Below are 23,819 nucleotides of genomic sequence, written 5' to 3'. Positions count from 1 at the left end.
ACTGCCTCGCCCACCGAGGTGGGTCCGGCCGTTCGACTTGCATGTGTTAGGCGCGCCGCCAGCGTTCATCCTGAGCCAGGATCGAACTCTCCGTTCGGAGCGCCGCGTCTCCGCGGCGTGGTGTCTCCAAATGGACGTCCGGGTCCCACTCCAAGACCACGCTGATCTCGGACTTCACTGGAATCGACTCGGCGCCGTGCTCTCGCACGGCATTCGAGCATCGCTAGTCTGTCCTTCGTCGTCCGATCTCTCGGACACGGTATCCGGTTCTCAGGGTGCCCCGCGGCGTCCGTCCGTGTGGGGGGTGCGCCGCGCGAGGAAGTAATATACGCGCCTTACACGCGTCTGGGAAGTCTCGTTTGTTTCCTCCATGTTTCCTACATAAGTGGTCTGTAATCGCAGGTTAAGGGTCTGGGTAATATGCCTCTCGCACATTGGATCCTTGATACCCGGTTTTAGGAACTGCCCGTTCGTACTCACGAACCTCTCTCTGAGGGTTCGCCGTCGCTGGAGGTCCCCTTTAGCAAGAGCTGCAATCAAATAGCGCTCTCCGGAGATACGCCTGCCCTCCAGCGAAAAGCCGGCTGGCCCTACTCGCCCATGCCGCGCCATTTCGCTGTTTAGGAATTTTCCGAACGGTTAGGGAGGTCTAACCGTCTATATTCCGCGGCATCACTGAGATGCCGCGCCATTTCGCTGTTTAGAGTGACTTAACCGTTCGGAATCAGCGGCGCTACTGCGATGCCGCGCTATTTCACTGGTTAGGGATTTTCCGAACAGTTAGGGTGGCTTAACCGTTCTGAATCCGCGCGATTGTCGCACTGGCGCAAGAGTTCACCGTTTAGGGTGGCCTAACCGTTCGGAATCGGCGGTAATCTCCGCAGCAACATTGCCCTTACATAGCAGAGGGGGCAACGGAATATCGTTGCCCCCTCTTTCACATCTATATAGTGCGAAGCGCCCGCGAGAAGTAACTAGTCCTCGTTGCGGTAGCTGCGGCCGTAACCGCCGCGGTCATTGCCGCCGCGATAGCCACCGCGGTCCGAGTTGCCACGGTATCCGCCGCGGTCGTTGCCGCCACGATAGCCGCCGCGGTCGTTCCCGCCGCGATAGCCGCCGCGGTCCGAGCTGCCACCACGATACCCACCACGGTCCGAGTTGCCACGGTAGCCGCCACGGTCATTCCCGCCGCGGTACCCACCACGGTCGTTGCCGCCACGATAGCCGCCGCGGTCGTTACCGCCACGGTACCCGCCACGGTCGTTGCCGCCGCGGAATCCGCCGCGACCACCACGGTCGCCACGGTCAAAGGACTTGCGGTCATCGCGATCGTCGCGCTTCTTGGCGAGGCGCTCCTGCTCGCGCTCCTTCCAGTCCTCGCCGATCTCCGTTGCAACGCCGGCCTCGATACGGTCGAGGAACGAGGCAAGCACGTCTACCTCGTCGTCCGTGAAGCCGTCCAGCGCAACGTTCTGGAGGTCGCGCGGCTTGGGCTGCTCCTCCTGGCCCTTCTCGCCAAGGGTGACGGACTGGACGTTGTCATCCTCGTCCTTGGTAACAACGACGAGGTCATCGTTAGCCATGTTTCCAAGCGTGGTTCCGAGCGCATCTGCGCTAATGCCGAGGACGGTCGACATCTCCTCGACGGAAATCTCGCTCTTGAGACGCAGGAGCGCAAGCACGCGCGCGACGTTGGCATCGGTGGCCTCCTCCTGCTCCTTGCGGTTGTGGCGAGCAATGTTCAGCATGTGCTGGACCTCGCCGAGCTTCTCCATGATCTCTGCTCTTGTGGCCATGTACTAATTTCTCCTGTCTTGCGTGATGTGAGGGCCGTAGCCCCTTAAGTCCGTGCCCGTAGGCTGGGAATTGCCACACCTTTTCCTTTAGAAGCAACTTATTATTGCGGTAACGCAGGCCGCATTTTCTCGGAATTGTTGGCCTACGCAAATTGACCACCTGAGCGAAACCATTCAAAGGCAGGCGCCCGGCGCATAGGCGACGGACGCCTTGATGAGACAAAGGGAAACTCCCTTTGTCTCATGCGAGCAGAGCCGCAGCCGAGACCAAGATCGCGGGGACGCAACGTTGCGCCCTTGACCTTCACGCTGCGTGAGGGTTTATCGTCTGCTCAACGCGCGAGAGGAGACAACCATGAGAGACGCGCAGCCAGCTGACCAGACATACACGATAGGAGAGCTGGCGAGCACGTCCGGCGCAACAGAGCGGGCGCTTCGCCACTACGAGGACCTGGGGCTTCTCTCGCCCACACGCGGCGAGAACGGCTACCGGCGCTATGGCGAGAAGGACGTCGAGCGGCTTCAGCAGGTGCTCCTGTTTCGCGCGTGCGGGATGGGGCTCTCCGAGATTAGAGGGTTGCTGGAGAGCCCCGGCTACAACGCAGAGGAGGCCCTCGAGCAGCACCTCAAGACCCTGCGCGCACGTCAGCGCGAGCTCGAGGCGCTGGTAGAGACGGTGGAAAAGACCGTTGAGACGATGAAGGGGCGGCAGACCATGACCAACGAGGAGCGCTTCCGCGGCCTTAAGGAGCAGGCCATCGAGACAAACGAGAACACCTATGGCGCAGAGGCACGCGAACGCTACGGCGATGACGCGGTGGACGCCGCCAACGAGCGCGTGCGCGCAATGAGCGAGCAGGACTGGGACGAGATGCACGAGCTTGAGCAGGGCATCATTCGGCAGCTCAAGGGTGCCATGGCAACGGGCGACCCCGCTGGCGACGCGGCACGGAAGCTGGTGGAGATGCACCGACGCTGGATCTGCGGCTACTGGGGCAAGGGCCGCTACTCCGCCCAGGCACACCTGGCGCTTGGCGAGATGTACCTTGCGGACGAGAGGTTCCGCGACTACTACGACTCCCGCGCGGGCGCGGGAGCAACTGAGTTCCTGGTGGCGGCGCTTCGCGCGCAGCTTGCCGATGGCCAGCCAGGGGCGGAGTAGACCGGCGCACAAGGACGAGGCAGCCCAGTCCAAAGTCGGGCGGCCTCGTCCCCAAGGCATTTTGCAGGTATTTTCTCTTTTCTCGTAGACGGCGCCATGCGGGGCAATGCGCGTTGCCAATTGTTAGCCTTGGCTTACATGTGACGGACGCGGTCCCACACGGCGGCCGCAGGCAAGCAGAGAGGCACCCATGGACACCCAGAAGCGCATGCTCAAGCTCGGCATCGACATTGCACTGGCGGTTCTGCTTGTGGGGACCTACATGACGGGGCACGCGGAGCCGCACATACACGCCCTGGTTGCCCTGCTGTTTGTGGTGCTGCTGGTGGCGCACGGCGTGGTAAGCCACAGGAAGATTGTCCAGACCACCAGGCACGTGACCTGCAAGGCAATGAACAAGGAGGCACGAATCGACTGCTGCCTAGGCCTGGCGATGGTAGTGTTTCTCGCCATCGTGCTGGTGAGCGGCGGCAGCCTGATGCACGCGCGCATGGCTGAGGGCCTGAGCTTTGACGATACCGTGGGAACGCCGGTGTTTTTCGCACACGTCTGCGGTGCCGTGCTCTTCCTCCTCTGCGCACTGGCGCACGTGTGGATCAATCGCGAGCGTCTGGAGAAGCTGCTGCATCGCACGGGCGAGAAGGACTAGTCCGGAGCCGAGGCTCGCCGCTGAAACCGCCGCGAACCGAAAAAGTGGTCCTCCCCTGATTTGGTCCGTCAGGGCTGTCCCCGAGGCCGGATTATTGAACGTTTTTTCCGGACATTCTGGGGCTCAACTGGGAAAACGATCTTCTCGCCAGAAATAGCGCGCAATAATTGGCGAGAATCGGACGCCAGCCGAGAGATGCACGGGCGCCAGCCGAGAGAGACATGCGCGCTTCAGCCGAGAATCGCGAGCCAGCCGAGGAAGTCAGGCACACCGCCGGACATACCGCAACACCCCTATACGCATGTTGTTCTTGCGCATTATTGCCGCCGTGCACCGCCCCGACGCAACCAGGAAACATACAGGGCCTAGCCTGTTCAGAGTTTTTGCAGGAAGGCAGGCGGGTTTCGCAGGCAAGGAGGACGGCTGCATGGCAGTATGGAGGCGCCTGGGCGACATCATCGCCCACAACATGGTGTTTCTGGTACCTCTCTGCCTGGTGTTTGGCGTCTGCGCACCAAACGTCTTCATCCCGCTAAAGCCGCTGGTCACACCCATGTTTGCCCTCGTGACCTTCCAGGGCTCGCTGGGCAACAACTTCTCCAATTTGGTGCGGACCTTCAGACGGCCCGCCCCCATGCTCGTGGCCATCGCAATCTCGCAGGTGCTCATGCCGGTTGTGGGCTGGCTGCTGGGTGGCCTTCTCTTCTCGGATTCCAACATTGTTGCTGGTATTGTCCTGGAGTACTCGGTGCCCATTGCCGTGACCTCCACCATGTGGATAGGTATCTACGCTGGTGATATGTCGCTTGCGCTGGGGACGCTTCTCATCTCGACGCTCATATCGCCTGTGACCATCCCTGCCACGCTGAGGCTCCTGGTAGGTGCCACGGTGCAGGTGGACGTGGCCGGCATGTTCTTTGACATGCTCGTGATGATTGCGCTGCCGGCGCTTGCCGCCACGGCACTCAACCAGGCGACGCGGGGACGCGTAAAGACGACGCTCTCCCCCGCCCTGGCGCCGCTGGCACGCATCTTTGTGATTCTCGTCATCACGACCAACTCGACGAGTCTTCACGACTTCATCTTCAACCTCACGCCAGAGCTTGCCGGCGTCATGGTGTTCATTGCGGCCATGGCCTCCTCGGGCTACCTCTGGGGCTTTGCCGCAACGCGCCTCATGGGCCTGGGTCGCGAGCAGGCCGTGACGCTCACGTTCTGCTCGGCACTGCGAAACATCTCGGCCGGCGCTGTCATTGCGCAGACGTACCTCCCCGCAGCCACCATGTTCCCCGTGATGACAGGGACGCTCTTCAACCAGTTTTTGGCCGCCGTCTTTGGGCGGGTGTTCTCGCGCGCGTTTACGCCAGAAGTAGACGAGAGCGGCAAGCCTTCGCCGGAGGCGCCGTCGGCGTCCCATGCAGAGGCCGCTAGTCCAGCTCGCCGTCGGCAAGGGCACGAATCCGCTGCATGACCTCGGCGCGCCGCGCCTTGGGAAGCGGAACGGCCTCGTCCCCTTCCATAATGATGGACGCCTGGTCGACAGCGTGTATTCGCGCGAGGTTAACGGCGTAGCTGCGGTGCACCCGTATGAGGTCGGGAAATATGGCCGTGACCTCTGAGAATGATGTGCGCGCCTCGAAGGTGTCATACGCAAGGCATATGCGGGCGCGCTTGCCCACCGCCTCGACGAGGATGACGTCCATGGGAGCCACCAGGTGCATCGTTCCCTCGCGGTCGTATATCATCTCGCGTCTGAGGTCGGTTTGCTCGGCAATACGCTCGTCGATATAGCGCTTGGCGGCTCGACCGATGACGTTGCAGAAGGACTCCCCTGGCGCAACGGGCAGCTCGTTTCTGGGATGAGAGATATAGAGCGAGCGAATGCGCAACTCGCCATCGATAAGTTCCCAGGTAATCTGCGTGTGCTGCTGCACCTCGGCAAAGATGGGCGCGCCGTCATCGGTTGTCACAAGGTAGCGTCCGATGATTGAGAGCGCACGCCCGCAATTTTGGACAACCGTGTACTCCTGATGCGACTGATGGCAAGGCACGAGCTCCTGGAGGTTCTCCTCGAGGTCTGCCCGCATTGCGTCGATGCCCCGCATGTAGCGGTTCTGCTCGGGCGCCACCCACATCACGTCCTTGGTGCAAAGCGACAGCACAAACTCGATGTCGAGCTGCCAGAAGCGCTTGAGAAGCTCACGCGTAAGAGCGAGAGCCTTCTCCTCTAGTTCTTTGCGCATGGATGCCCCCCAACAGGTCCAAAGCGCCATTATTTGTGTCTAATTTTACCATTACGGGGCGATGGGGGACTTTTAGGTCTATCAGCGGGAAGGAAGTGGCGCGTGGCCGGACGTTGCTATCCCTTCTCGGCGCACGGATGCGCACCTAGTGCGACCCCAGCTGGCAGACGTAGTGCGAACCCGCGACCCACTCGCGGTTGAGGAAGTCACGCATGCAGAACTCGACGGCCTGCTCGTGATGACGCACGAGCCAGCCAAAGGAGTCGTAGCTACCATCGTCGGTGAGGTAGGTCTCGCCCTGCGCGTATGCGTACGCCACAGAGCCCGTGCCCGCAAAGAGGTTGCCGCTGCCACGTTGCACGACGTCGGGGTAGGAATGGGTGTGGCCGCTAAAGAGAATGGCACCCGTGTGCGAAAAGATGACGGAGCGCAGGTCGCCGTCGTTCTCGAGGGAGTTCTCGTAGCCCCAGCCGCCCGGGTAGGAGTCAGTGACGGTGTACTTGAGAGGCTCGTGGACGAAGACAAAGGACGGCACACCGGCAGCCTGGTCCTCGTCGAGAAGGCCAGAGAGCCATGACAGCTGGGTACTGCTCAGCCTGAAGGTGTCGGTTGAGGTGACGTCATCGGGCGAGACATACTCGTCCGGACCAAGCGCAATCACGTGCGTGCCACCAACGTAGCGATCGAAGTAAATCGAGCTGGAGTTGGTTCTCTCCAGAAAATTTGCGTGCAGGCTCTCGACGAGCTCCTGGGTGTGGGTACCGTCACCCATCTGCTCGTGGTTGCCCATCACGCAGGTAAACGACTCGGGGAACGAGAGCCCCACAGTCTGCGCGCGCTGCTCGAGGATGTCGTACTGGTATTGGTATCCGTTGTTGGTCATATCCCCGTTGAGCACGATGGAGTCAACGGCGTCCCAATTTTGCACGACGTCACCGAGGGCGTTCTCGAAGTTATTGTCGTAGTCTGGGGCGTCATCATCTACGTGCGTGTCACTCATGACGGCCATGGACGAGACGAGCGCGCCGTACGTTCCTACGGCGACGGGCGCGGGGTCCGACAAGGACTCGAGCGTGCGGCCCTGCTCGCTTGCGGACGCGGAGTCCGCTGCCCCAACCGCCGCGAGCGCCGCCGCCGATGCGCACGTGATGGCTCCTGCCTGGAGAAACTGCCTTCTCGTAAGACTCATGTCTGCCCCCTCCTCGTTCAGCTACCTTGAATTCCAAGGTAGGACGCGAGCCTTAAACGCCACTGAAGCAAAGGTCTTAAGGGACCCAAAGTGGCCCAAGCCACACGGAGGGAACGCAACGCTCGACAAGAGCTTAAGGCGAGGTTGGGGTTTGCTGAAAGCGGTTGGGCAACGCATTGTCGCCGGAGAGCCGATACTGTTGCAAAACTCGCAAAAAAGAGCCTTCCGGCGATAATTTGTCGCCGGAAGGCCGTCAATGTTGCAAAACGCATCAAATGGAGGTTTTCGGCGACATGCCGCGCGCCGCCGCACGCGCCTAAAGGCGCTCGGCCATGTCGCGCACCAGTCGTTCCGTGCCCTCCCAGCCAATGCAGGCGTCGGTGATGGACTGCCCATACACGCCGCCACCCACGGGCTGGTTGCCATCGACCAGATAGGACTCCACCATGAAGCCGCGGAAGAGCCCCGCGATGCGCTCGGAGCGCCGCACGGAATCCAGTACCTCGTCAACAATGCGTGCCTGCTCAAGCGGCCGCTTGCCGGAGTTGTCGTGGTTACAGTCGATGACCACGGCGGGAAACTCGAACTTCTCGGGATCATACCTGTCGGCCAGGCGCTCGAGGTACTCGTAGTGGTAGTTGGGATACGTCGCACCGTCCGGCCCCACATAGCCGCGAAGCACCGCGTGCGCTAGCGGGTTGCCGGTGGTCTCGACCTCCCAGTTGCGGAAGATGAAGGTCTGCGGCGCCTGCGCAGCGTAGATGGAGTTGAGAAGCACGGCAGTGGACCCGCCCGTGGGGTTCTTCATGCCCACGGGCATGGGGACGCCGCTCGCCACCAGGCGGTGCTCCTGGTTCTCCACCGAGCGCGCGCCCACGGCCACATAGGCGAGAAGGTCGATGAGATACTGGAAGTTGGCAGGGTAGAGCATCTCATCCGCCGTGAACATGCCGGTCTCCTCCACCACGCGCAGGTGCATGCGGCGGATGGCCTTCACGCCCTCGAGGAGGTCTGCCGGCGCCTCGGGGTCTGGGTTGTGGAGAAGGCCCTTGTAGCCGGTACCGCGCGTGCGCGGCTTGTTGGTGTAGACGCGCGGCACCACGAGAAGCTTGTCCTTCACCTCGTCGGCAAGCTTGGCAAGGCGCGTCACGTAGTCGAGGACCGAGTCCTCGCGGTCGGCCGAGCAGGGGCCAATCACAAGCAGGCGGCGCGGGGACTCGCCACGGATGATGGCCGCCACCTCGGCGTCGAAGGCGGGCTTTCTCGCCGCCATGTCCGCGGAGAGGGGCATCTCCTCGCGAATCTCCATGGGGATGGGCAGGCGGCGCTTGAAGTTCATGGTCATGGTTCGTGGTTCCTCTCGTCTAACTCGCAGGCGGCGCACCCGGCGAGAAATGCCACCGGGAAGGCCGCGATTTGTGCTCCCACAGTATGACGTGGGTTGCGCCCAGCGCACGGCGGAGATGGCCCACTCGTGCGCCTTCCGTAACATGCGCGAAAGCCTGCGCGCAGGCGTCGCGGGAGGTGGGCATACTATGGCATGTGAGAACGCGCCGGCGCGCACTGTCGGCGCCACACCAAGCCAAGGAGGCACCATGCCCTGCACCACCATCCTGGTTGGCAAGAAGGCCAGCTACGACGGGTCGACCATCGTCGCCAGAAACGAGGACTCCGCCAACGGCGAGTTCAACCCCAAGCGTTTCTGCGTCGTAGACCCCGAGGGACGCACCAGCTACACCTCGAAGATCTCGCACCTCACGGTGCCCCTGCCGGCCGAGGACGGCGTGCGCTACACGGCCGTCCCCAACGCAGACCTCTCCCATGGCCTCTGGGAGGAGGCGGGCTTCTCGGCACGCGGTGTTGCCATGAGTGCCACCGAGACCCTCACGTCCAACGAACGCGTCCTGGGCGCGGACCCCATGGTCGTCTATCGGCCCGCCAAAGGAACGCCCGGCAGCGACGACTATGAGTCCGAGCAGCCCGGCGGCATTGGCGAGGAGGACATGGTCACGCTGGTGCTGCCCTACGCGCACTCCGCTCGCGACGGCGTGCGCATCCTGGGCGAGCTCCTCGAGCGCTACGGCACCTACGAGATGAACGGCATTGCCTTCTCGGACGTAGACGAGATCTGGTGGCTGGAGACCGTGGGCGGCCATCACTGGATTGCCAAGCGCGTGCCAGACAACTGCTACGTCACGATGCCCAACCAGCTGGGGATTGACTCCTTTGACCTGGCAGACGCCCTGGGCAAGCAGACCGAGCACATGTGCTCGCCCGACCTTGCCGAGTGGATGGCCGCCCACCACCTTGACCTCACGCTTCGCGCCGAGGGTGAGGACAACAAGGTCTTCAACCCGCGTGACGCCTTTGGCAGCCACTCCGACGAGGACCACCTCTACAACACCCCGCGCGCCTGGTCGATGCAGCGCTTTCTCAACCCGCACGCCCAGAACTGGGACTCCCCCGAGGCACCGCTTGGCCCCGAGTCCGATGACCTCCCCTGGGCAAGCGTTCCCGAGCGCAAGGTGACCGTCGAGGACGTTAAGTACGTCCTCTCGCTCCACTACCAGGGAACCGTCTTTGACCCCTACGGCAGCTTTGGCACGGAGGCCACGCGCGGGCACTACCGTCCCATCGGCATCAACCGCAACAGTCAGCTTGCGGTGCTGCAGGCTCGCCCGTACGGCCCCGAGGCAACGCGCTGCGTGCAGTGGCTGGCCTTTGGCTCCAACCCGTTCAACGCGCTGCTACCGTTCTATGCCAACGTGAGCCAGACGCCCGCCTACCTCGAGCAGACCGATCCCAAGCGCGTCTCGACCGAGAGCTTCTACTGGGCAAACCGCCTCATCGCCGCCATGGCCGACGCCAACTACGCGGAGTGCTTGCCCGCGATTGAGGCCTACCAGGAGGACCTTGGCTCCGAGGGCGAGCGCGTGCTGGCGGCAACGGATGTGCTCGTCGCCAAGCAGGGACTTGATGCGGCAGCGGCGCAGGACCTTCTCGAGGAGGCTAACCAGCAGGTGGCCGACTACGCGCGCGAGAAGACCGACGAACTTCTCGCCAAGGTGCTCTACGAACGCAGCATGCATATGGCGAACCACTTCGCGCGGTCGGACGCGTAGGAACGGCGCACTCGCAAGGCGCAAGACGAACGGATAGCGAGAAGGGCGGTCGAGACGGACATGGACATCTTCAGGCACGGAGAGAAGCGCGCGGAGCGCGAGGCCGAGGAGGTCCTTGATGGTGCCGGCTGGCACGAGCTGCCCGTTCGCTGCGAGCGAGACGGGCAAGAGGTGCGTGCGCGCCTCCTTGCGCCAGACGACCCCGGACCCCTGCCGGTGATCATGTGGGCCGGCGGGGACGACGTGGCGGTGAAGCTACCACTCGAGGAGCTTGCGGCGCATGGCGTTGCTAGCTGCGTAATCGAAGGCGCAGCACCGGGGACGGCGGTCCGGGCGCTCGAAGACCTGGAAGCCGCCTCCGATGCCGTAGGGCGCCTAGACCTTATCGACAACTGCCGTGTGTTTCTCGCCGGTGCCGGACGCGGCGGCTTTGTGGCGACGATGGCCGCGGCAAGGCATCCCCGCGACGTGTCCGGGCTGGTGCTGCTCTCGCCTGACTTTTCCGTTGCAGGCGCGGCGGACGCCGGCGAGAGTGCGGACGGCATCTGGGGAGACATGCGCCGCTATCGCGGGCCGGTGCTGGTATGCCGCGGCGAGGTCGGGAGCCACCGCGCCTTTGACGATGCGCGGCGAGCAGCAGAGGAGTTCCCCAACGCGCGGCTGGTCACACTTGGCGAGGGACCGCGCGTGGTGGGCGAGGCCATGTGGCTCTCGCACGCCGTCGACGAGGTGGTCCGCTTCATCCGCGAGGCGTAGGCTCCGGAGCGTCGCCCCTCTCGGAGCGGCGCTCAGCTCTTCTCGGCCTCTGGCGGACCACCAAACCCTTCAGCCGGCAGTGAAGCCGGCAACTATGCCAGTCGCCAGCCTTGTCAGGTCGTTTTGCTCGCCATTATTGCGCGATATTCCTAGGGAGAAGTGCGTTTCACCAGTTGAGTAAGTTCTCATCAAGAAATTTCGCGCAATAAATAGCCCCGAGAAGCTCTAGCACCCAAAAACGAGGCCATAAGTGGGAGACGGGCGGACACTCGGCCGCCCAGCAAAGCTGGCCATTCCGTTCTTTAGCGGTTTCTGAGAAACGGCCGCGACGTTTCCGCAGGTCGTGGAAATCGACGTTCTCAGATACCGCTAAAGAACGATAGTGCTGCCGGCAGCGCTACTGCTGGGCGTCGCGCCTCTCGGCAAAGCCCAGGCCAAGCAGCAGGCCAAAGGCCGCAAAGACCACGGGAACCTTGATCGCTGCGTACACGACCAGCGCAAACACGATGGCAGCCGAGCTTGAGGCAAGCGTCGCGATGATGGGCGCGAGGAGCAGAAATCCCAGCATGACCCACCCAAGCGCGGCAAAGACCATGCGCGGCAGGTTGGGCATGCGCAGGTGCGCGAGAGCCCCCACAGCAAGCGCCACCAAAGCGCCCGCGGAGAACGCGGCAAGGCCAGACGAGACCGCATACAGGTAACTCAGCGGCAGGCTGGCGAGAATAGCGGTGATGTTCGTGTCGGGGTCGGCATTGAACCAAGCGAGAAACACAACGCTCACTACAAGCGCAACGGCGAAGCAAATAACGGCGACGAGCACGGTCCTTCTCATGGCGACCTTCATTGCCCGGGACCTCCCTTACGGATCGATAGCAGGAGAGGGCATTGTAACCGGGAGGCGTGAAGGCCTCGCGAAGGGGCAGAGCTCCGCATCAGACCGGGCATCCGGTCCGCGTTGCACCGCCGCGCGCCGCGCCGACGCTCTACAGCACCTTATACACCCTCGCCTCGTACGGCCGGGCGACAAACGAGTCCGCGTTGGCATCCTCCACGGGGTAGTTGGCGAGAAGGACCTCGCGCTTGCGCTCCCGGAACTTTCCCGGGATCCCCACGCGATGTCCGCCCTTGCCAAAGCAGCAGATCACCAGCAGCGTCTCGGCCTCGTGCTTGTCGTTGCCCGCGAACTCGCGCGAGTAGGCGTACACGCTCCCGCTCGCACGAAGAAACTCGTGGTACTCTCCCCAGCGCACGGCAGCGCTCTGCGTACGAAGCTTGATGGCACGGCGGTAGAAGTTGAGAAGCGAGTTCTCGTCGTTGCCCTGGGCGGCAACGTTGACCTGGCGGTAGTTGGGATTCACGGCAAACCACGGCTTGTGCGTGCTAAAGCCGGCGTTCTCGGTGGCGTCCCACTGCATGGGCGTGCGCGCGTTGTCGCGCGTGGCGCGGCGAACGCGCGCGAGGGCCTTCTCCTCCCCCATCTTCTCCACGTAGGAGCGATAGTTCGCCTGCGCGATGCAGTCTGGGTAGTCCTCGATGGACGGCAGCGAGATGTTGGTCATGCCAATCTCCTGCCCCTGGTAGATGAAGGGCGTCCCCTCGAGGAAGAGGTAGGCGCAGGCGAGCATCGAGCCGCTCTCGCGCCGGTAGCGCTCGCTCCCGTAGCGGCTGATCACGCGCGGATGGTCGTGGTTCTCGAGGTAAAGCGCGTTCCATCCCACGCCATGCAGCCCTTCCTGCCAGCGCGAAAGCGCGCCCATGAAGCGCCTTGGGCTAAACGGCAGCGGGATGTACTCCGTGAAGAGGCAGTCGGCCTCCATGTGCTCGAAGCTAAAGACCATGTCGAGCAGGCGGCTCTCGCGCGGGCCGCCGGTGAGCATGCGGGCCTTCTCCACGTCCACGAAGGGAGCCTCGCCAACCACAAAGCAGTCGTGCTGCACCAGCACGTCGTGGCGGAATTCGCCAAGGTAGTCGGCAAGGCGTGGCCCGCAGTCGTAGTACTGCTTGCCCTTGGGAAGCGAGAGGGGCGCGTGGTCGTTGGGCAGTCCCTCAGCCTTGGAGATGAGGGTGATCACGTCCTCGCGGAAGCCGTCAACGCCCATGTCCAGCCAGTAGCGCATCACGTTTTTGGCCTCGTCGCGCACGCGCGGGTTGTCCATGTTGAGGTCGGGCTGTCCCTCGGAGAAGAGGTGCAGGTAGTACTGGCCGTTCTGCTCGCAGTACGTCCAGGCGGAGCCGCCGAACATGCTCTGCCAGTTGTTGGGGACGCCGCCAACCGAAACCGGGTCGCGCCAGATGTAGTAGTCGTGGTACGGGCTTGCGGGGTCGATGCCCTTCTGGAACCACTCGTGCTCGATGGAGGTGTGGTTTATCACCAGGTCCATGATGACCTTAAGGCCCAGCTCGTGGGCGCGCTTGAGCACGCGGCGGAAGATCTTCTCGTCACCGTAGTCTGGCGAGATGTGCCGGTAGTCTGCAATGTCGTAGCCATAGTCGGCGTTGGGCGAGACGTACAGCGGAGAAAACCAGATGCCACCCACGCCCAGCGACTTTATGTAGTTGAGCTTCTCGTAGACGCCATAGAGGTCACCAATGCCGTCCCCGTCGCCGTCGGCAAAGCTGCGCGGCCAAATCTGGTAGAACACCACGTCCTTGTACCACTCGTCACCAGCCATGGGACCTCCTCTTGTCGCACCGTGCCGCCAGCGCCACGCAGCCGCCACGCGACGCGCCACCTGCCATTTTGCCACCACTTTCCTCGGCGCGCGCGGCGCCATGAGCGACCCCGCCGCCACGCCGCAAGGCAAGCGTCTAATATGGTGGGGCACGATTTACCAACCCATTGGGAGGAAGCATGGCACAGACCAACGACGACCAGCTCAAGGCCAAGGTCGACGCATACGTAGACGAGGTCTGGGAGGACGTTGTCGAAGACATTCGCACGCTCGTGAGAATCGAGTCGGTCGAGGACCTCTCGGCCGCTGAGCCGGGCAAGCCCTATGGCCCCAAGGCAAACGAGGCCCTGGTGGCGGCCGAGGGTATTGCAAGCCGCCTGGGCCTTGCCGTAACGGACCTCGACGGCTGCATTGGCTACGGCGAGGTCTCGGGCAAGGAGGGTGCGCCGTACGTGGCGACCATCGCCCACTCCGACATCGTCCCCGTGGGCCTTGGCTGGACCGTTCCCGCGCTCGACGTGACGCGCCGCGAGGGCTACCTCATGGGCCGCGGCGTCCTCGACGACAAGGGCCCGCTGGTCCTCTCGCTCTGGGCTGCTCACTTCTTTGCCATCCAGGTGAAGGAGACCGGCGAGCCTCTCCCCTACGCCCTGCGCTGCATCATTGGCAACAATGAGGAGACCGAGATGGCAGACCTCGAGCACTACCTCGAGTGCTGCCCGGAGCCTGCCTTCTGCTTCTCGCCCGACGCCGACTTCCCCCTCATCTGTGGCGAGAAGGGACTCTTTGGCGGCAGCTTCACCTCCGAGCCCATGCTGGGCGGCGTGATCGAGAAGCTGGACGGCGGCACGGTCTCCAATGCGATTCCCGGCCAGGCAACGGCCTTTGTGCGCGTTGACGCGGAGAAGCTCCCTGCCGCAGAGCACGTGGACGTCGAGGCTGCAGGCGTTGGCCTTGCCCGCGTAACGGCGCACGGCAAGGGCGGCCATGCCTCCCTACCCGCAGGCACCGTGAACGCCATCTGCGTGCTTGCCGACTACCTTCTTGCCAACGTTCCCGGCCTCACGGACGCCGAGAAGCGCTGGCTTCACCTGGAGCACGAGGTCTGCCACGCGAGCGACGGCAAGCCCATGGGCATTGCCGCAGCCGATGATAAGTTTGGCGAGCTCACCTGCATTGGTGGCACCGTGCGCACGCAGGGAGACCGCTTTGTCCAGACCATCGACTCGCGCTATCCCACCTCGACCTCGGGCAGCCGCATCACGGTGGAGCTCAGGCGCTTTGCCACGCGCTTCAACGCGACCTTCGAGGAAGGCCGCGACGTGGAGCCCTTCTACATCGACCCCGGCTCGCCCGAGATCAAGACGCTGCTTGCGACCTACGCCGAGTACACCGGCCACGAGGGCAAGGCATTCACCATTGGCGGCGGAACCTATGCGCGCCACTTCCGCCGCGCCTGCGCCTTTGGCCCGCATGAGCCGTACGCGAAGGAGCCCTCGTGGGTGGGCATGGAGCACGGTCCCGACGAGGCGGTCTCTGAGGAGAGCATGCGACGCGCGCTCAAGATTTACATCGTGAGCATCGCGCGCCTCATGGAGCTGGAGCTTTCCCAGCCAGAGGCCTAGTTAGCACCAAACGGTTGGTTTTCTGCCTCGCCGCCAGTTGCCTGACCCTCGCGGTCTTGCGGCTGGCGGCGAATCTTTACGCTCAGGTACGTGCAGGCACCGTAGAAGAGGGCGTCGGTGAGGGAGCTGGACTGCACACTTCCCATGCCGCCCGACGTCACGATCCCCAGCACCAGCTGCACTGCCGCATAGGCAAACGAGATGGCCGAGACCCACAGAAAGGGCCTGATCTTCTCGGGCTGGTTGGCACCACGCAGGCCGAGAAGGCCCACCAGGAGGTTGACCGCTGCAGATGCCAGGCCCCAGCCAAGCACGATGTTCGAGAGCCGACCGGCGGTGTACTGCGCCTCAGCAAGGGTGACCTGCGCTGTGGGGTCCATCTGCGAGACGGCATACCACACAATGAGTGTGATCACGGCATTGAGAACCGCGGTCACAATCATGACCTGCGAGATGAGCCTGAGCGCACGCTGGTGGCCGCTGAGCAGGAAAGACTCGCCGCACACGCCCTCGTCGTGCTCGCGCTGCACGCGGTCGGCAAGCGAAGAGCACACCACCACGTACGTGATGGTGGTCGAGAGCACGATGGGGTTAAAGATGAGGATGGTGCCCGAGCCCCAGCTCCAAAGGATGGCAACGAGAAGTACCAGGCCAACCAGGTAGCAGAGAAAGCGGTACGGCCCCACGCGACCGGAGTCGCGCGAGGCGGCAAAGCCCAGCCAGGCAGTCGCACAGAGAAGCGCGCCGGCAGCAAGCGTCACTATGGCAAGGCCCATGGGGGACCAGCCGGAAAGCGTTACGCCAGCGATGGCAAGGCCAGAGTCCGAGGCGTCCACCTGCCCCGTAATGGCCGCAAAGAGAACAAGGCCACCCGCGAGCAGCACAACGCCGCCGAGGATGGCCATCACTGCGGAGACAACGCCAAGCGTCACCTGCGCCGGGGTCTGTGGGACCGAGGTGACCTCGTCCCTCTCGCCAGCCGCCCTATGCAAGAGCGACACCGCCCAGCCAGCCCCAGCGCGGAGTTGAGGTGACGCCAAACTCGCTAATCCAGGAGTCCAGGCTCTGCGTCATGACAACGCCGCTCGCGCAGTGGCGGACTGTCCCGTTGCCCACGTAGATGCCAATGTGGCCGTAGATGCGCGCAGCTGCGGAGTAGGGCTCGGTGGGAACGGCAATGATCATGCCCGCCTGGATGGACGACCTGTCTGAGCTTGAGCAGTACGCCCAGTACATGTCGCAGGCGTTGCCGTAGAACGTGCCGACGCCCGCGTTTGCGAAGACGTTGGAGACCCACGCCGCGCAGAAGCCCGCACCTGTGGAGCCCGTGCTATACGCGGCGGAGATGACAGCGGCCTGCGATCCGGAGGTGCCGGAGCTGATGTTTGCGGAGCCGCCGGCAGAGCCGCCCGAGGAGCTGCCGGAGGAGCTGTAGCTCGCAACGCGGCGGGCCTCCTCCTGGGCGGCGAGAAGCTCGGCGTTGCGCTGGTCGATGAGCGTCTGGACATTGGAGTTGAGCTGGTCGACGAGGTCCTGGGCCTCCTGCTGCTTAGCCTGGACGTCGGCAAGCTGGGACTCCTGGCTGCTCTTGAGCTGGTTGAGCTGGTCCTTCTGGGTGGTGAGGTCGGCCTGCTTGGTCTCGAGCGTGGCCTTGTCGTCCTCAAGCTGCGCTTTCTGGGTCTCGAGGTCGGCCTTCAGGCTCTTTACCTCCTCGATCATGGCGTTGTCCTGCTCGGACACCTTGTCGAGGTAGTAGATGTTAGACGTAAGCTCCTCGAAGGAGGCCGAGGAGAGCAGCAGGTCGATGGTGCTGGCGTTGCCGGACTTGAACGCCGCCGACATGCGCTGGCCCAAAACCTCCTGTTTCTGCTCAATCTCCTTCTGCGTGGTATCGATGTCTTCCTGCTTTGCCTCGATGTCGGCTTGCTTGGCGTCGATGTCGGACTGGGTCTGGTCGATCTGCGCCGAGACATCGTCGATCTGGCCAACGGTGTCTGAAAGCTGTGCAGAGAGGTCCGAGACCTCCTGGCCAATCTGGTCAAGCTGCGCCTGGGCGGCATCGGCGTCCGACTGGGCGGCGTCGATGTCCGACTGCGAGGTGGCAAAGGCGGCGACGGGGCTGGCAAAGGCAAGCGCGCCGGCGCCGATGAGCAGTCTGAAGGCATCCCTGCGCGTGACGGTACGCGCGGGAGCGAGTGCGTTGGACGCACGTCGGCTGCTGGTGCCGCTAGTATGCATGAGGCCTCCTGAGAGTACGGCTAGGTTACGTTTAGGTCACGCATGCCATTCTACTCGTTCGGCCGTCATCGGACGAAAAACACATGGGGGTAGACGGCCAGCGGCAAGGCGACGGTCCGCTGGGGTGACAAAGCGGAGAGGCTGCCGGAGCTCTCCCCTAGCGGTTCTCGATGCGTGCCACGTTGCTGATCACAATCGAAATGCTGCCGTCCTCCTGGTGGGAGAACTCGATGTAGCCTGGGCGCTCAGCGAGCTCCGAGGGGAATGCAATCTCAACGCCCGTGTCGGTGCGGATGCGATGCGTGCGCGTGAGGCGGTTGGCCGCGCCGCGGCGCACCGGCACCTCCTCCGGCAGGTCGCGCTCGCGGGTGCGCTCCTCGAAGCGCTGCGCCATCTCGGGGTTGTCCTCGAAGACCTCGCGACCAACGTCTGCGGGCTGGATGGCCTCGTCGGTGTCCGCGTGGCGGGCAAGCGCCGCCTTCGCGCGCGACACTTCGACCGCCGGCGTGAGGCCGTACTCCTCGGAGAGGTCCTCCACGATGCTCGTGACCTCGTCGATGACCTCATGGCTCGACGCCTCCTGCGAGCACTGCAGGAAGAGCTCGGGAATGATCTGGCGTGACTCGCCGGCCACGCTGCGCTCCTTGTCGTGGAAGTCGATGGCCAGCGTGTCGGCGTTGATGAGGACGTAGGTGTCGACCTTCTGCGTGGGGTTGGGAAGCGTGGCGTCCTGGCGGGCGATCTCGTTGCCGTTCTCGTCCACCTCGTGGATGAACGCCTGCTTTCTGGGGAGAAGCACCACCGCAAAGAGGCGCGTTCCCTCGGACTCGTAGGCGTCGGCGACCTTGTCCTCGTCGGCGTTCTCGGAGGCACGCATCTCTCCGGTGTCCGTGAAGTCCGCCACGAGGAGATCGCACTGCTCGAGATCCTCGGCGCGGCGCAGCTCCTCCCAGAACCACTGGGCTATCTGGACGGAGAAGTCAACGAACGGAACCTGACCGGCAAGGTACTCCTTGAGGCCCGAGGCAAAGTTGCTCTCGGGGGCAAAGGTGCCGTGCTTGCTCTCGGCGCTCGAGCGGATGCGACGCAGGCGGCGCGTGACGTATGAGCGGGTCTGGCGATTGTCGAGGTCGAGCTCGCGCTCGGAGAAGAACGTGCTGCCGCTCTCGAAGTCAAAGACGTGCAGTATGGCGTGACCGATCCTGAGCATGTGACCTCGCATTCCTTGGGGCGCGGCGCTGCTCGCCCCATGCGGGCCCGTCGCGACCAACAAGGATACCGCAGGCTAGAGAGGGGGCCGTCCGGACTTTGCTGTAGTGTCGTTGACATGCTGAGCCGCCACACAAAAGGGCGGACGCCCTTCCGGACGCCCGCCCACCTACGTGATACTTTGGACTCTCCCCCTTAGGGAGGTCGCTCCCGCGCGGGATGCGACAAAGATGATAAGCACCTGCTATCAATGATGGCTCGCCTGGTGCGAACCCGTTCTCCGTTCCTCTCGTGGTATTAGGAACCTGTCTGGAGCTGTCGGTTCTTCACCGACCGGAGAAATAGATGCGCCTGCCCTGTTTGTGTTTCACGTCGCTGTCTAATCAGCGTATTCGCGGTGCCACCGTATCGACTTTGACGTTGCGAGGGATCTGCCACCGCCTCTGGGGCGAATTCATGCATCCAAAGGCAGGCGCTTGGTTGAACTCTCGTCACTGCCCATCGGAATGCACCTCCTACCTCGGTCGTCCTTGCTGGGCGACTCCCTTTAGTCACTGTCTTTATAGCCAATCCGGGAGGCGTTAAACCCCTCGAGGTGCACCTGTGCCGCAGACGGTCCCCTATCGTCCGCGACGGACGCAGCCGTGCAAAAGCTTTGCCAAGGTGGGATACTTAATAATTGGTGTGAGACCACGAAATCTGGCCATTCAATCCCTGCAGAAACTTGCGCTCCGGCGAGAAAACGGCGCCCGAGAGGAACTTTCATACGTAATAGCTGCGAGAACATGCACTCCGGCGTCAAAATGACGCCGGAGCTGTTCATTCGTACGCAATCCTGTCGGAAACTCCCCTTCGGGCGCCAAGATGACGCCGGAGCAGCGGTTTTGTACGCACTTGCTGCGATAATGCATGCTTCGGCGCCGAAATGACGCCCGAGGGGCCCTCACATACAGAATCTCGTCGGAAACTCCCCCTTGGGCGTCAACATGACGCTCAAGGGGGAGTTTTGGCAACCCGCAGGATCCGCGCCGAACGGCCTACGCCTCCGGCGCCTCCCCCGTCTCTAGAATGCGCTCGAGCGCGGCCTCGTCCAGCACGGGCACGCCCAGCGACTGAGCCTTAGTGAGCTTGGAGCCAGCGGCGGCACCAGCCACCACAAAGCTCGTGCGCTTTGACACGGAGCCCGAGACCTTGGCACCCAGCGCCTTGAGCTGCGCGCCCGCCTCATCGCGCGTGAAGTGCTCGAGCGTCCCCGTGAGGACAAAGGTGAGGCCGGCAAGCGTCTGCGGGCGCTCCGGCTCCGTGATCTCCTCCTCAAGCACAACGCCCGCCTCGCGCAGGCGCTCCAGCACGCGGACATTCTCGGGCACCGAGAAGAACTCGCGCACCGATGCCGCAATCTTGGGACCAATGCCGTCAATCGTGGCGATGTCCTCCTCGCTTGCGGCCATGAGCGCCTGGAGCGAGCCAAAGCGACGCGCAAGCACCGTGGCCACGTTGGCGCCCACGTGCCGGATCCCCAGGCCAAACAGGACGCGTGCAAGGCCACGGCTGCGGGACTCATTCACCTGCTCCATGACCTTCTCGGCAATGGTACGACCAACGAGAATGTCCTCGCCCTCGGTGTGGTCCTTGGTGCTTGTCTCGTAGGCGCGGCCCGTGGGCGTGGCGGCAAGCGCGTCAACGGTAAGCTTGTCGTAGTAGTCCGCGACGTCGGTCAAGGTGCCGTTCTCAACCAGGCGACCCACCAGCTCGTCGCCCAGTCCGTCGATGTCCATGGCGTTGCGGCTTCCCCAGTGGATGAGACGCTCGACGGCCTGCGCCGGGCAGTCGATGGAGACACAGCGGTAGGCCACCTCGCCCTCCTCGCGCACCACGGGGCTCCCGCAGCTGGGGCAGTGCGTGGGCATCTGGAACTCCTGCGAGTCCGCGGGGCGCAGCTCGAGCACGGGGCCCACGACCTCGGGAATTACGTCGCCAGCCTTGTGCACCACGATGGTGTCGCCCACGCGCACGTTCTTGCGGCGGATCTCGTCGATGTTGTGGAGCGTGGCGCGCGCGATGGTCGAGCCCGCAACGCTCACGGGATCGAACTCCGCGACGGGCGTGAGCACGCCGGTGCGGCCAACCTGGATGCGGATGTCGCGCAGGACCGTGCGCTTCTCCTCGGGCGGGAACTTAAACGCGATGGACCAGCGCGGCGCGCGGGCGGTGAAGCCAAGCGCCGCCTGGCTGGCAAAGGAGTCGACCTTCACCACCACGCCGTCGATGTCGTAGTCGAGGTCCTCTCGGTGCGCGAGCGCGGTGGCGCAGAAGTCGTGCACCTCGGCGGCGCAGGTGCAGCGGCGCGCGTTGGGGTTCACGTGGAAGCCGCAGCTGGAGAGCCAGCGGAGGAACTCCCACTGGCTGGTCACGGAGAGGGGCGACTCGTCCGCCACGGCGTAGATGAAGGTCTCGAGGTCGCGGTGGGCCGTGATCTTGGGGTCCTTCTGGCGCAGGCTCCCGGCGGCGGCGTTTCTCGGGTTGGCAAAGGGCTCGCGGCCCGCGGCGTCCGCCGCCTCGTTGAGACGGACGAACGAGTGCTTGGGCATGTAGACCTCGCCGCGCACCTCGATGGAGCGGCCAAGGCCACCGTCGGCCACGAGCTTGAGGCCCTCGGGCGCAAGCGCGCGGGGCACGTCGTGGATGGTGAGGACGTTGGCCGTGACGTTCTCGCCCGTCGTGCCGTCACCGCGGGTGGCGGCACGCACGAGCTGCGCGTCCGTGTAGGTGAGGGCCACGCCCAGGCCGTCGATCTTGAGCTCGCAGGTGTAGGCCACGGGGCTCTCCGGCGTGGAGCCCAGGGCCTCGTCGGTTCGGGCCAGCCACTCGTCAAGCTCGTCGAGGTTCATGGCGTCGTCGATTGAGTACATGCGGCTGGCATGGCGGACGGGCTCGAACTGCTCCGAGACGTAGCCGCCCACGCGCTGGGTGTAGGAGTCCGGCGTGACCAGCTCGGGATTGGACTTCTCGAGGGCGAGAAGCTCTTGGAGGTACCGGTCGAACTGGGCGTCCGTCATCTCCGGCGCGTCAAGCGCGTAGTAGGCGTAGGCCGCGTGGTTGAGGATGCGGTTGAGCTCGGCCGCGCGGGCGCGGGCGGTGCGAGCGGGACTGGCGGGCTTCTCCGCAGGTTCTTGGGCCGAGAAGGACGGCGCGTCGACATCGCCAAAGAGCGAGCCCTGCATTCCGGCCGCGTCTGCGTTGTTCCTGTTGGTCTTCTCAGCCATGCTGTCCCCTCTCGTGCCCGGCAATCACCAAGCAAGGGTAGCGCAAACAGCCAGCGGAATTGAGGCAGCGCCGAGAAGGGCACAGACGCATGCGGGGGCAGGGCGCGGGCCGCCCCGAGTTCGCAGGGTGCTTCGAACCTATGGAGCGCTACAGATTCGTGCCCGAACGTGTGACCCGCGCAGGTCGCCACAGGTTCGGCAGTCGAATGTGTAGCGAGCGGATACACATTCGTCGGTCGAATGAGTATCAAGCTGGGCTCGCCACACAATCGCACCCGAATGTGTGGCGAGCCCAAACGTACTTGCAGCAAGCTTTGCCGAGAAGTTCGTTGCCCCTACGCGCGGGCGGCCTCCAACGCGCGGCGGCCCAGCTCGATGCAGCCAAGGACGCCCTGGTCGCCCTTGCAGCCGGCCTCTACGATGTAGGAGTCGATGTCCGCCAGCTCGGGCGTTACGAGATAGCCGTTCAGGTTCTCGAGGACCTTCTTGCGCACCAGCGGGAAGAGCTGGGTCTGCTTCATCACGCCGCCGCCGAGCACGATGCGCTGCGGCGAGTAGCACAGCACATAGGTGGAAATGCCCTCTGCCAGGTAGGTGCTCTCGAGGTCCCAGACCTCCGGGCGGTCAGCAAGCTCGAAGCCCTTCTTGCCCCAGCGGTGCTCGATTGAGGGGCCGGCGGCCAGGCCCTCGAAGCAGCGGTCGTGGTAGGGGCACACGCAGTTGCCCTCGTCGCCCGGCTGGACCTCGAGCAGAATGTGGCCTGCCTCGGGGTGGAGCATGCCGTGGAGGAGCTGGCCGCTCACCATGACGCCCGCGCCGATGCCCGTGCCAATCGTGAGGTAGACCACGGTGTCGAGGCCCTTGCACGAGCCGTACGTGACCTCGCCCAGGCAGGCAACGTTAACGTCGGTGTCGTAGCCAATAGGAATGTCAAGCGGGTCGAAGGCGCTCAGGAAGTCAAAGTGGCGCCACGCCGTCTTGGGCGTCTCGAGGATCTTCCCGTAGCTGGGGGCAGCCGGGTTCACGCCCGTTGGCCCAAAGGCGCCAATGCCCAGTGCGTCGATGTTGTGCGAGCCAAACCATGCAACCATGCGGTCAACGCAGTCATGCGGCCCCTGGGTGGGAATCTCCTCCCGCTCGAGAACCTCTCCCTCGGGCGTCCCCACAGAGAGGACCATCTTGGTTCCGCCAGCCTCGAGCGCGCCAATCCTTGCCATGCCATCCCCCGTTCTCCTGGTGGCGTCGCCTTGCGCTTGCCACGTGAGACATTCCCGCGCTAAGCATAAGGGCCTCGCGGCGGAATACCCGCGAGACCCTTGAACGGCTTGTTCTTCGTGCCGAGAAGCACAGGGCACAGCTATGTGCTACGCGACCGTCGCCTCGTACCCAGCTTCCTTCACGGCCGAGACGAGCGCCTCGTCGGTGACCTCTGACGATGCCTCGACCACGGCGTCCTTGTCCTCGAGCGAGACCTTGACCGAGCTCACGCCGGGCACCCCCTCGAGTGCCTTGGTCACGTGGGCCACGCAGTGCTCGCACATCATGCCCTCGACGTTGAGCTTCTTCTCCATCTTGTTGCTCCTCTCGTTGGCGGCCGCGTCTGCGACCGCATTGCTTGTCTCGGCCGCATCCGCAACAGCGGGCTCCGCAACGACCGGAGTTACCTTGGTGTCCACGGGCGCAGCGTCCTTCTCGCCCGTCTGGCTGGGCTTCCAGGCAAAGAGCCTGAGCGCGTTCGATACCACAAACACGGACGAGAAGCCCATTGCCGCCGCACCCACCATGGGATTGAGCGTCACGCCCAGAGGCGAGAGCACGCCCATGGCCACGGGGATGCAGATTGCGTTGTAGAACAACGCCCAGAACAGGTTCTGGCGGATGTCGCGCATGGT

18 protein-coding genes and 1 rRNA gene are annotated in these 23,819 nt (G+C 63.9%); 6 read left to right on the top strand and 13 right to left on the bottom strand.

Features of this window, described 5'->3' with window-relative positions:
* Together BT122_RS10430 and BT122_RS11045 are read right to left on the bottom strand one after the other, a co-directional pair.
* Positions 1 to 97 (bottom strand): 16S ribosomal RNA (locus tag BT122_RS10430); the annotation flags it as partial.
* A gap of 877 nt (positions 98 to 974) precedes the next feature.
* Positions 975 to 1,796, bottom strand: coding sequence for a winged helix DNA-binding protein (locus tag BT122_RS11045; RefSeq protein WP_072355847.1), 822 nt, complete (start codon positions 1,794 to 1,796; stop codon positions 975 to 977).
* Between the two features lie 355 nt (positions 1,797 to 2,151).
* On the opposite strand from BT122_RS11045, the gene BT122_RS10420 reads away from it, so the two are divergent.
* From BT122_RS10420 to BT122_RS10410, 3 genes are all read left to right on the top strand, one after another.
* Complete coding sequence (locus tag BT122_RS10420) at positions 2,152 to 2,958, top strand: MerR family transcriptional regulator (protein ID WP_072355846.1); 807 nt, start codon at positions 2,152 to 2,154, stop codon at positions 2,956 to 2,958.
* A gap of 190 nt (positions 2,959 to 3,148) precedes the next feature.
* Positions 3,149 to 3,607: a hypothetical protein gene (locus BT122_RS10415; RefSeq protein WP_072355845.1), complete on the top strand. Its 459-nt coding sequence runs from the start codon at positions 3,149 to 3,151 to the stop codon at positions 3,605 to 3,607.
* A 427-nt stretch (positions 3,608 to 4,034) separates the two neighbouring features.
* A complete protein-coding gene (locus tag BT122_RS10410; RefSeq protein WP_072355844.1) occupies positions 4,035 to 5,078 on the top strand; it encodes a bile acid:sodium symporter family protein in 1,044 nt (347 codons plus the stop codon).
* Here BT122_RS10410 and BT122_RS10405 read toward each other — a convergent pair.
* The 3 genes from BT122_RS10405 to BT122_RS10395 all read right to left on the bottom strand — a co-directional run bounded on the left by BT122_RS10405 (position 5,035) and on the right by BT122_RS10395 (position 8,384).
* A complete protein-coding gene (locus BT122_RS10405; RefSeq protein WP_072355843.1) occupies positions 5,035 to 5,850 on the bottom strand; it encodes a LytTR family DNA-binding domain-containing protein in 816 nt (271 codons plus the stop codon). The genes BT122_RS10410 and BT122_RS10405 overlap by 44 nt on opposite strands.
* A gap of 145 nt (positions 5,851 to 5,995) precedes the next feature.
* Complete coding sequence (locus BT122_RS10400) at positions 5,996 to 7,039, bottom strand: metallophosphoesterase family protein (protein ID WP_072355842.1); 1,044 nt, start codon at positions 7,037 to 7,039, stop codon at positions 5,996 to 5,998.
* A gap of 316 nt (positions 7,040 to 7,355) precedes the next feature.
* Entirely contained in the window at positions 7,356 to 8,384 is a 1,029-nt protein-coding gene (locus BT122_RS10395; protein WP_072355841.1) for a 3-deoxy-7-phosphoheptulonate synthase, read from the bottom strand.
* A gap of 250 nt (positions 8,385 to 8,634) precedes the next feature.
* Here BT122_RS10395 and BT122_RS10390 point away from each other — a divergent pair, with 250 nt between their 5' ends.
* Positions 8,635 to 10,161 carry a C69 family dipeptidase gene (locus BT122_RS10390; RefSeq protein ID WP_072355840.1) on the top strand — a complete coding sequence of 509 codons (1,527 nt, stop codon included), beginning with the start codon at positions 8,635 to 8,637 and terminating at the stop codon, positions 10,159 to 10,161.
* 60 nt (positions 10,162 to 10,221) lie between these two features.
* Complete coding sequence (locus tag BT122_RS10385) at positions 10,222 to 10,917, top strand: alpha/beta hydrolase family protein (protein WP_072355839.1); 696 nt, start codon at positions 10,222 to 10,224, stop codon at positions 10,915 to 10,917.
* Positions 10,918 to 11,314: 397 nt separating this feature from the next.
* On the opposite strand, the gene BT122_RS10380 is transcribed toward BT122_RS10385, so the two are convergent.
* Positions 11,315 to 11,761 (bottom strand): hypothetical protein, encoded by a 447-nt coding sequence (locus BT122_RS10380; RefSeq protein WP_059055306.1) that lies wholly within the window; start codon positions 11,759 to 11,761, stop codon positions 11,315 to 11,317.
* Between the two features lie 139 nt (positions 11,762 to 11,900).
* The gene (locus BT122_RS10375; protein WP_072355838.1) at positions 11,901 to 13,589 is read right to left on the bottom strand and encodes an alpha-glucosidase; all 1,689 of its coding nucleotides are present in this window, start codon (positions 13,587 to 13,589) and stop codon (positions 11,901 to 11,903) included.
* Between the two features lie 179 nt (positions 13,590 to 13,768).
* On the opposite strand from BT122_RS10375, the gene BT122_RS10370 reads away from it, so the two are divergent.
* Positions 13,769 to 15,214, top strand: coding sequence for a Sapep family Mn(2+)-dependent dipeptidase (locus tag BT122_RS10370; RefSeq protein ID WP_072355837.1), 1,446 nt, complete (start codon positions 13,769 to 13,771; stop codon positions 15,212 to 15,214).
* Here the strand turns inward: BT122_RS10370 and BT122_RS10365 are convergent.
* The 6 genes from BT122_RS10365 to BT122_RS11190 form a co-directional block, all read right to left on the bottom strand.
* A complete protein-coding gene (locus BT122_RS10365; protein WP_059055298.1) occupies positions 15,211 to 16,215 on the bottom strand; it encodes a hypothetical protein in 1,005 nt (334 codons plus the stop codon). The two genes, BT122_RS10370 and BT122_RS10365, sit on opposite strands and share 4 nt — an antisense overlap.
* Positions 16,199 to 17,452 (bottom strand): coiled-coil domain-containing protein, encoded by a 1,254-nt coding sequence (locus BT122_RS10360; RefSeq protein WP_059055296.1) that lies wholly within the window; start codon positions 17,450 to 17,452, stop codon positions 16,199 to 16,201. Before BT122_RS10360 ends, BT122_RS10365 begins: the two co-directional genes overlap by 17 nt.
* Positions 17,453 to 17,609: 157 nt before the next feature.
* Complete coding sequence (locus tag BT122_RS10355) at positions 17,610 to 18,662, bottom strand: nucleoid-associated protein (protein ID WP_072355835.1); 1,053 nt, start codon at positions 18,660 to 18,662, stop codon at positions 17,610 to 17,612.
* Between the two features lie 1,036 nt (positions 18,663 to 19,698).
* Positions 19,699 to 21,927 (bottom strand): NAD-dependent DNA ligase LigA, encoded by a 2,229-nt coding sequence (gene ligA / locus BT122_RS10350; protein WP_072355834.1) that lies wholly within the window; start codon positions 21,925 to 21,927, stop codon positions 19,699 to 19,701.
* A gap of 335 nt (positions 21,928 to 22,262) precedes the next feature.
* Complete coding sequence (locus BT122_RS10345) at positions 22,263 to 23,144, bottom strand: ROK family protein (RefSeq protein ID WP_072355833.1); 882 nt, start codon at positions 23,142 to 23,144, stop codon at positions 22,263 to 22,265.
* Positions 23,145 to 23,291: 147 nt separating this feature from the next.
* Positions 23,292 to 23,819 (bottom strand): heavy-metal-associated domain-containing protein (locus BT122_RS11190; RefSeq protein WP_286130369.1); only part of this gene is annotated, 528 nt, incomplete at its 5' end.

This window comes from Olsenella sp. kh2p3 (assembly GCA_900119625.1).
Classification (GTDB): domain Bacteria; phylum Actinomycetota; class Coriobacteriia; order Coriobacteriales; family Atopobiaceae; genus Tractidigestivibacter.
This window is presented reverse-complemented; position numbering and strand designations above follow the sequence as displayed.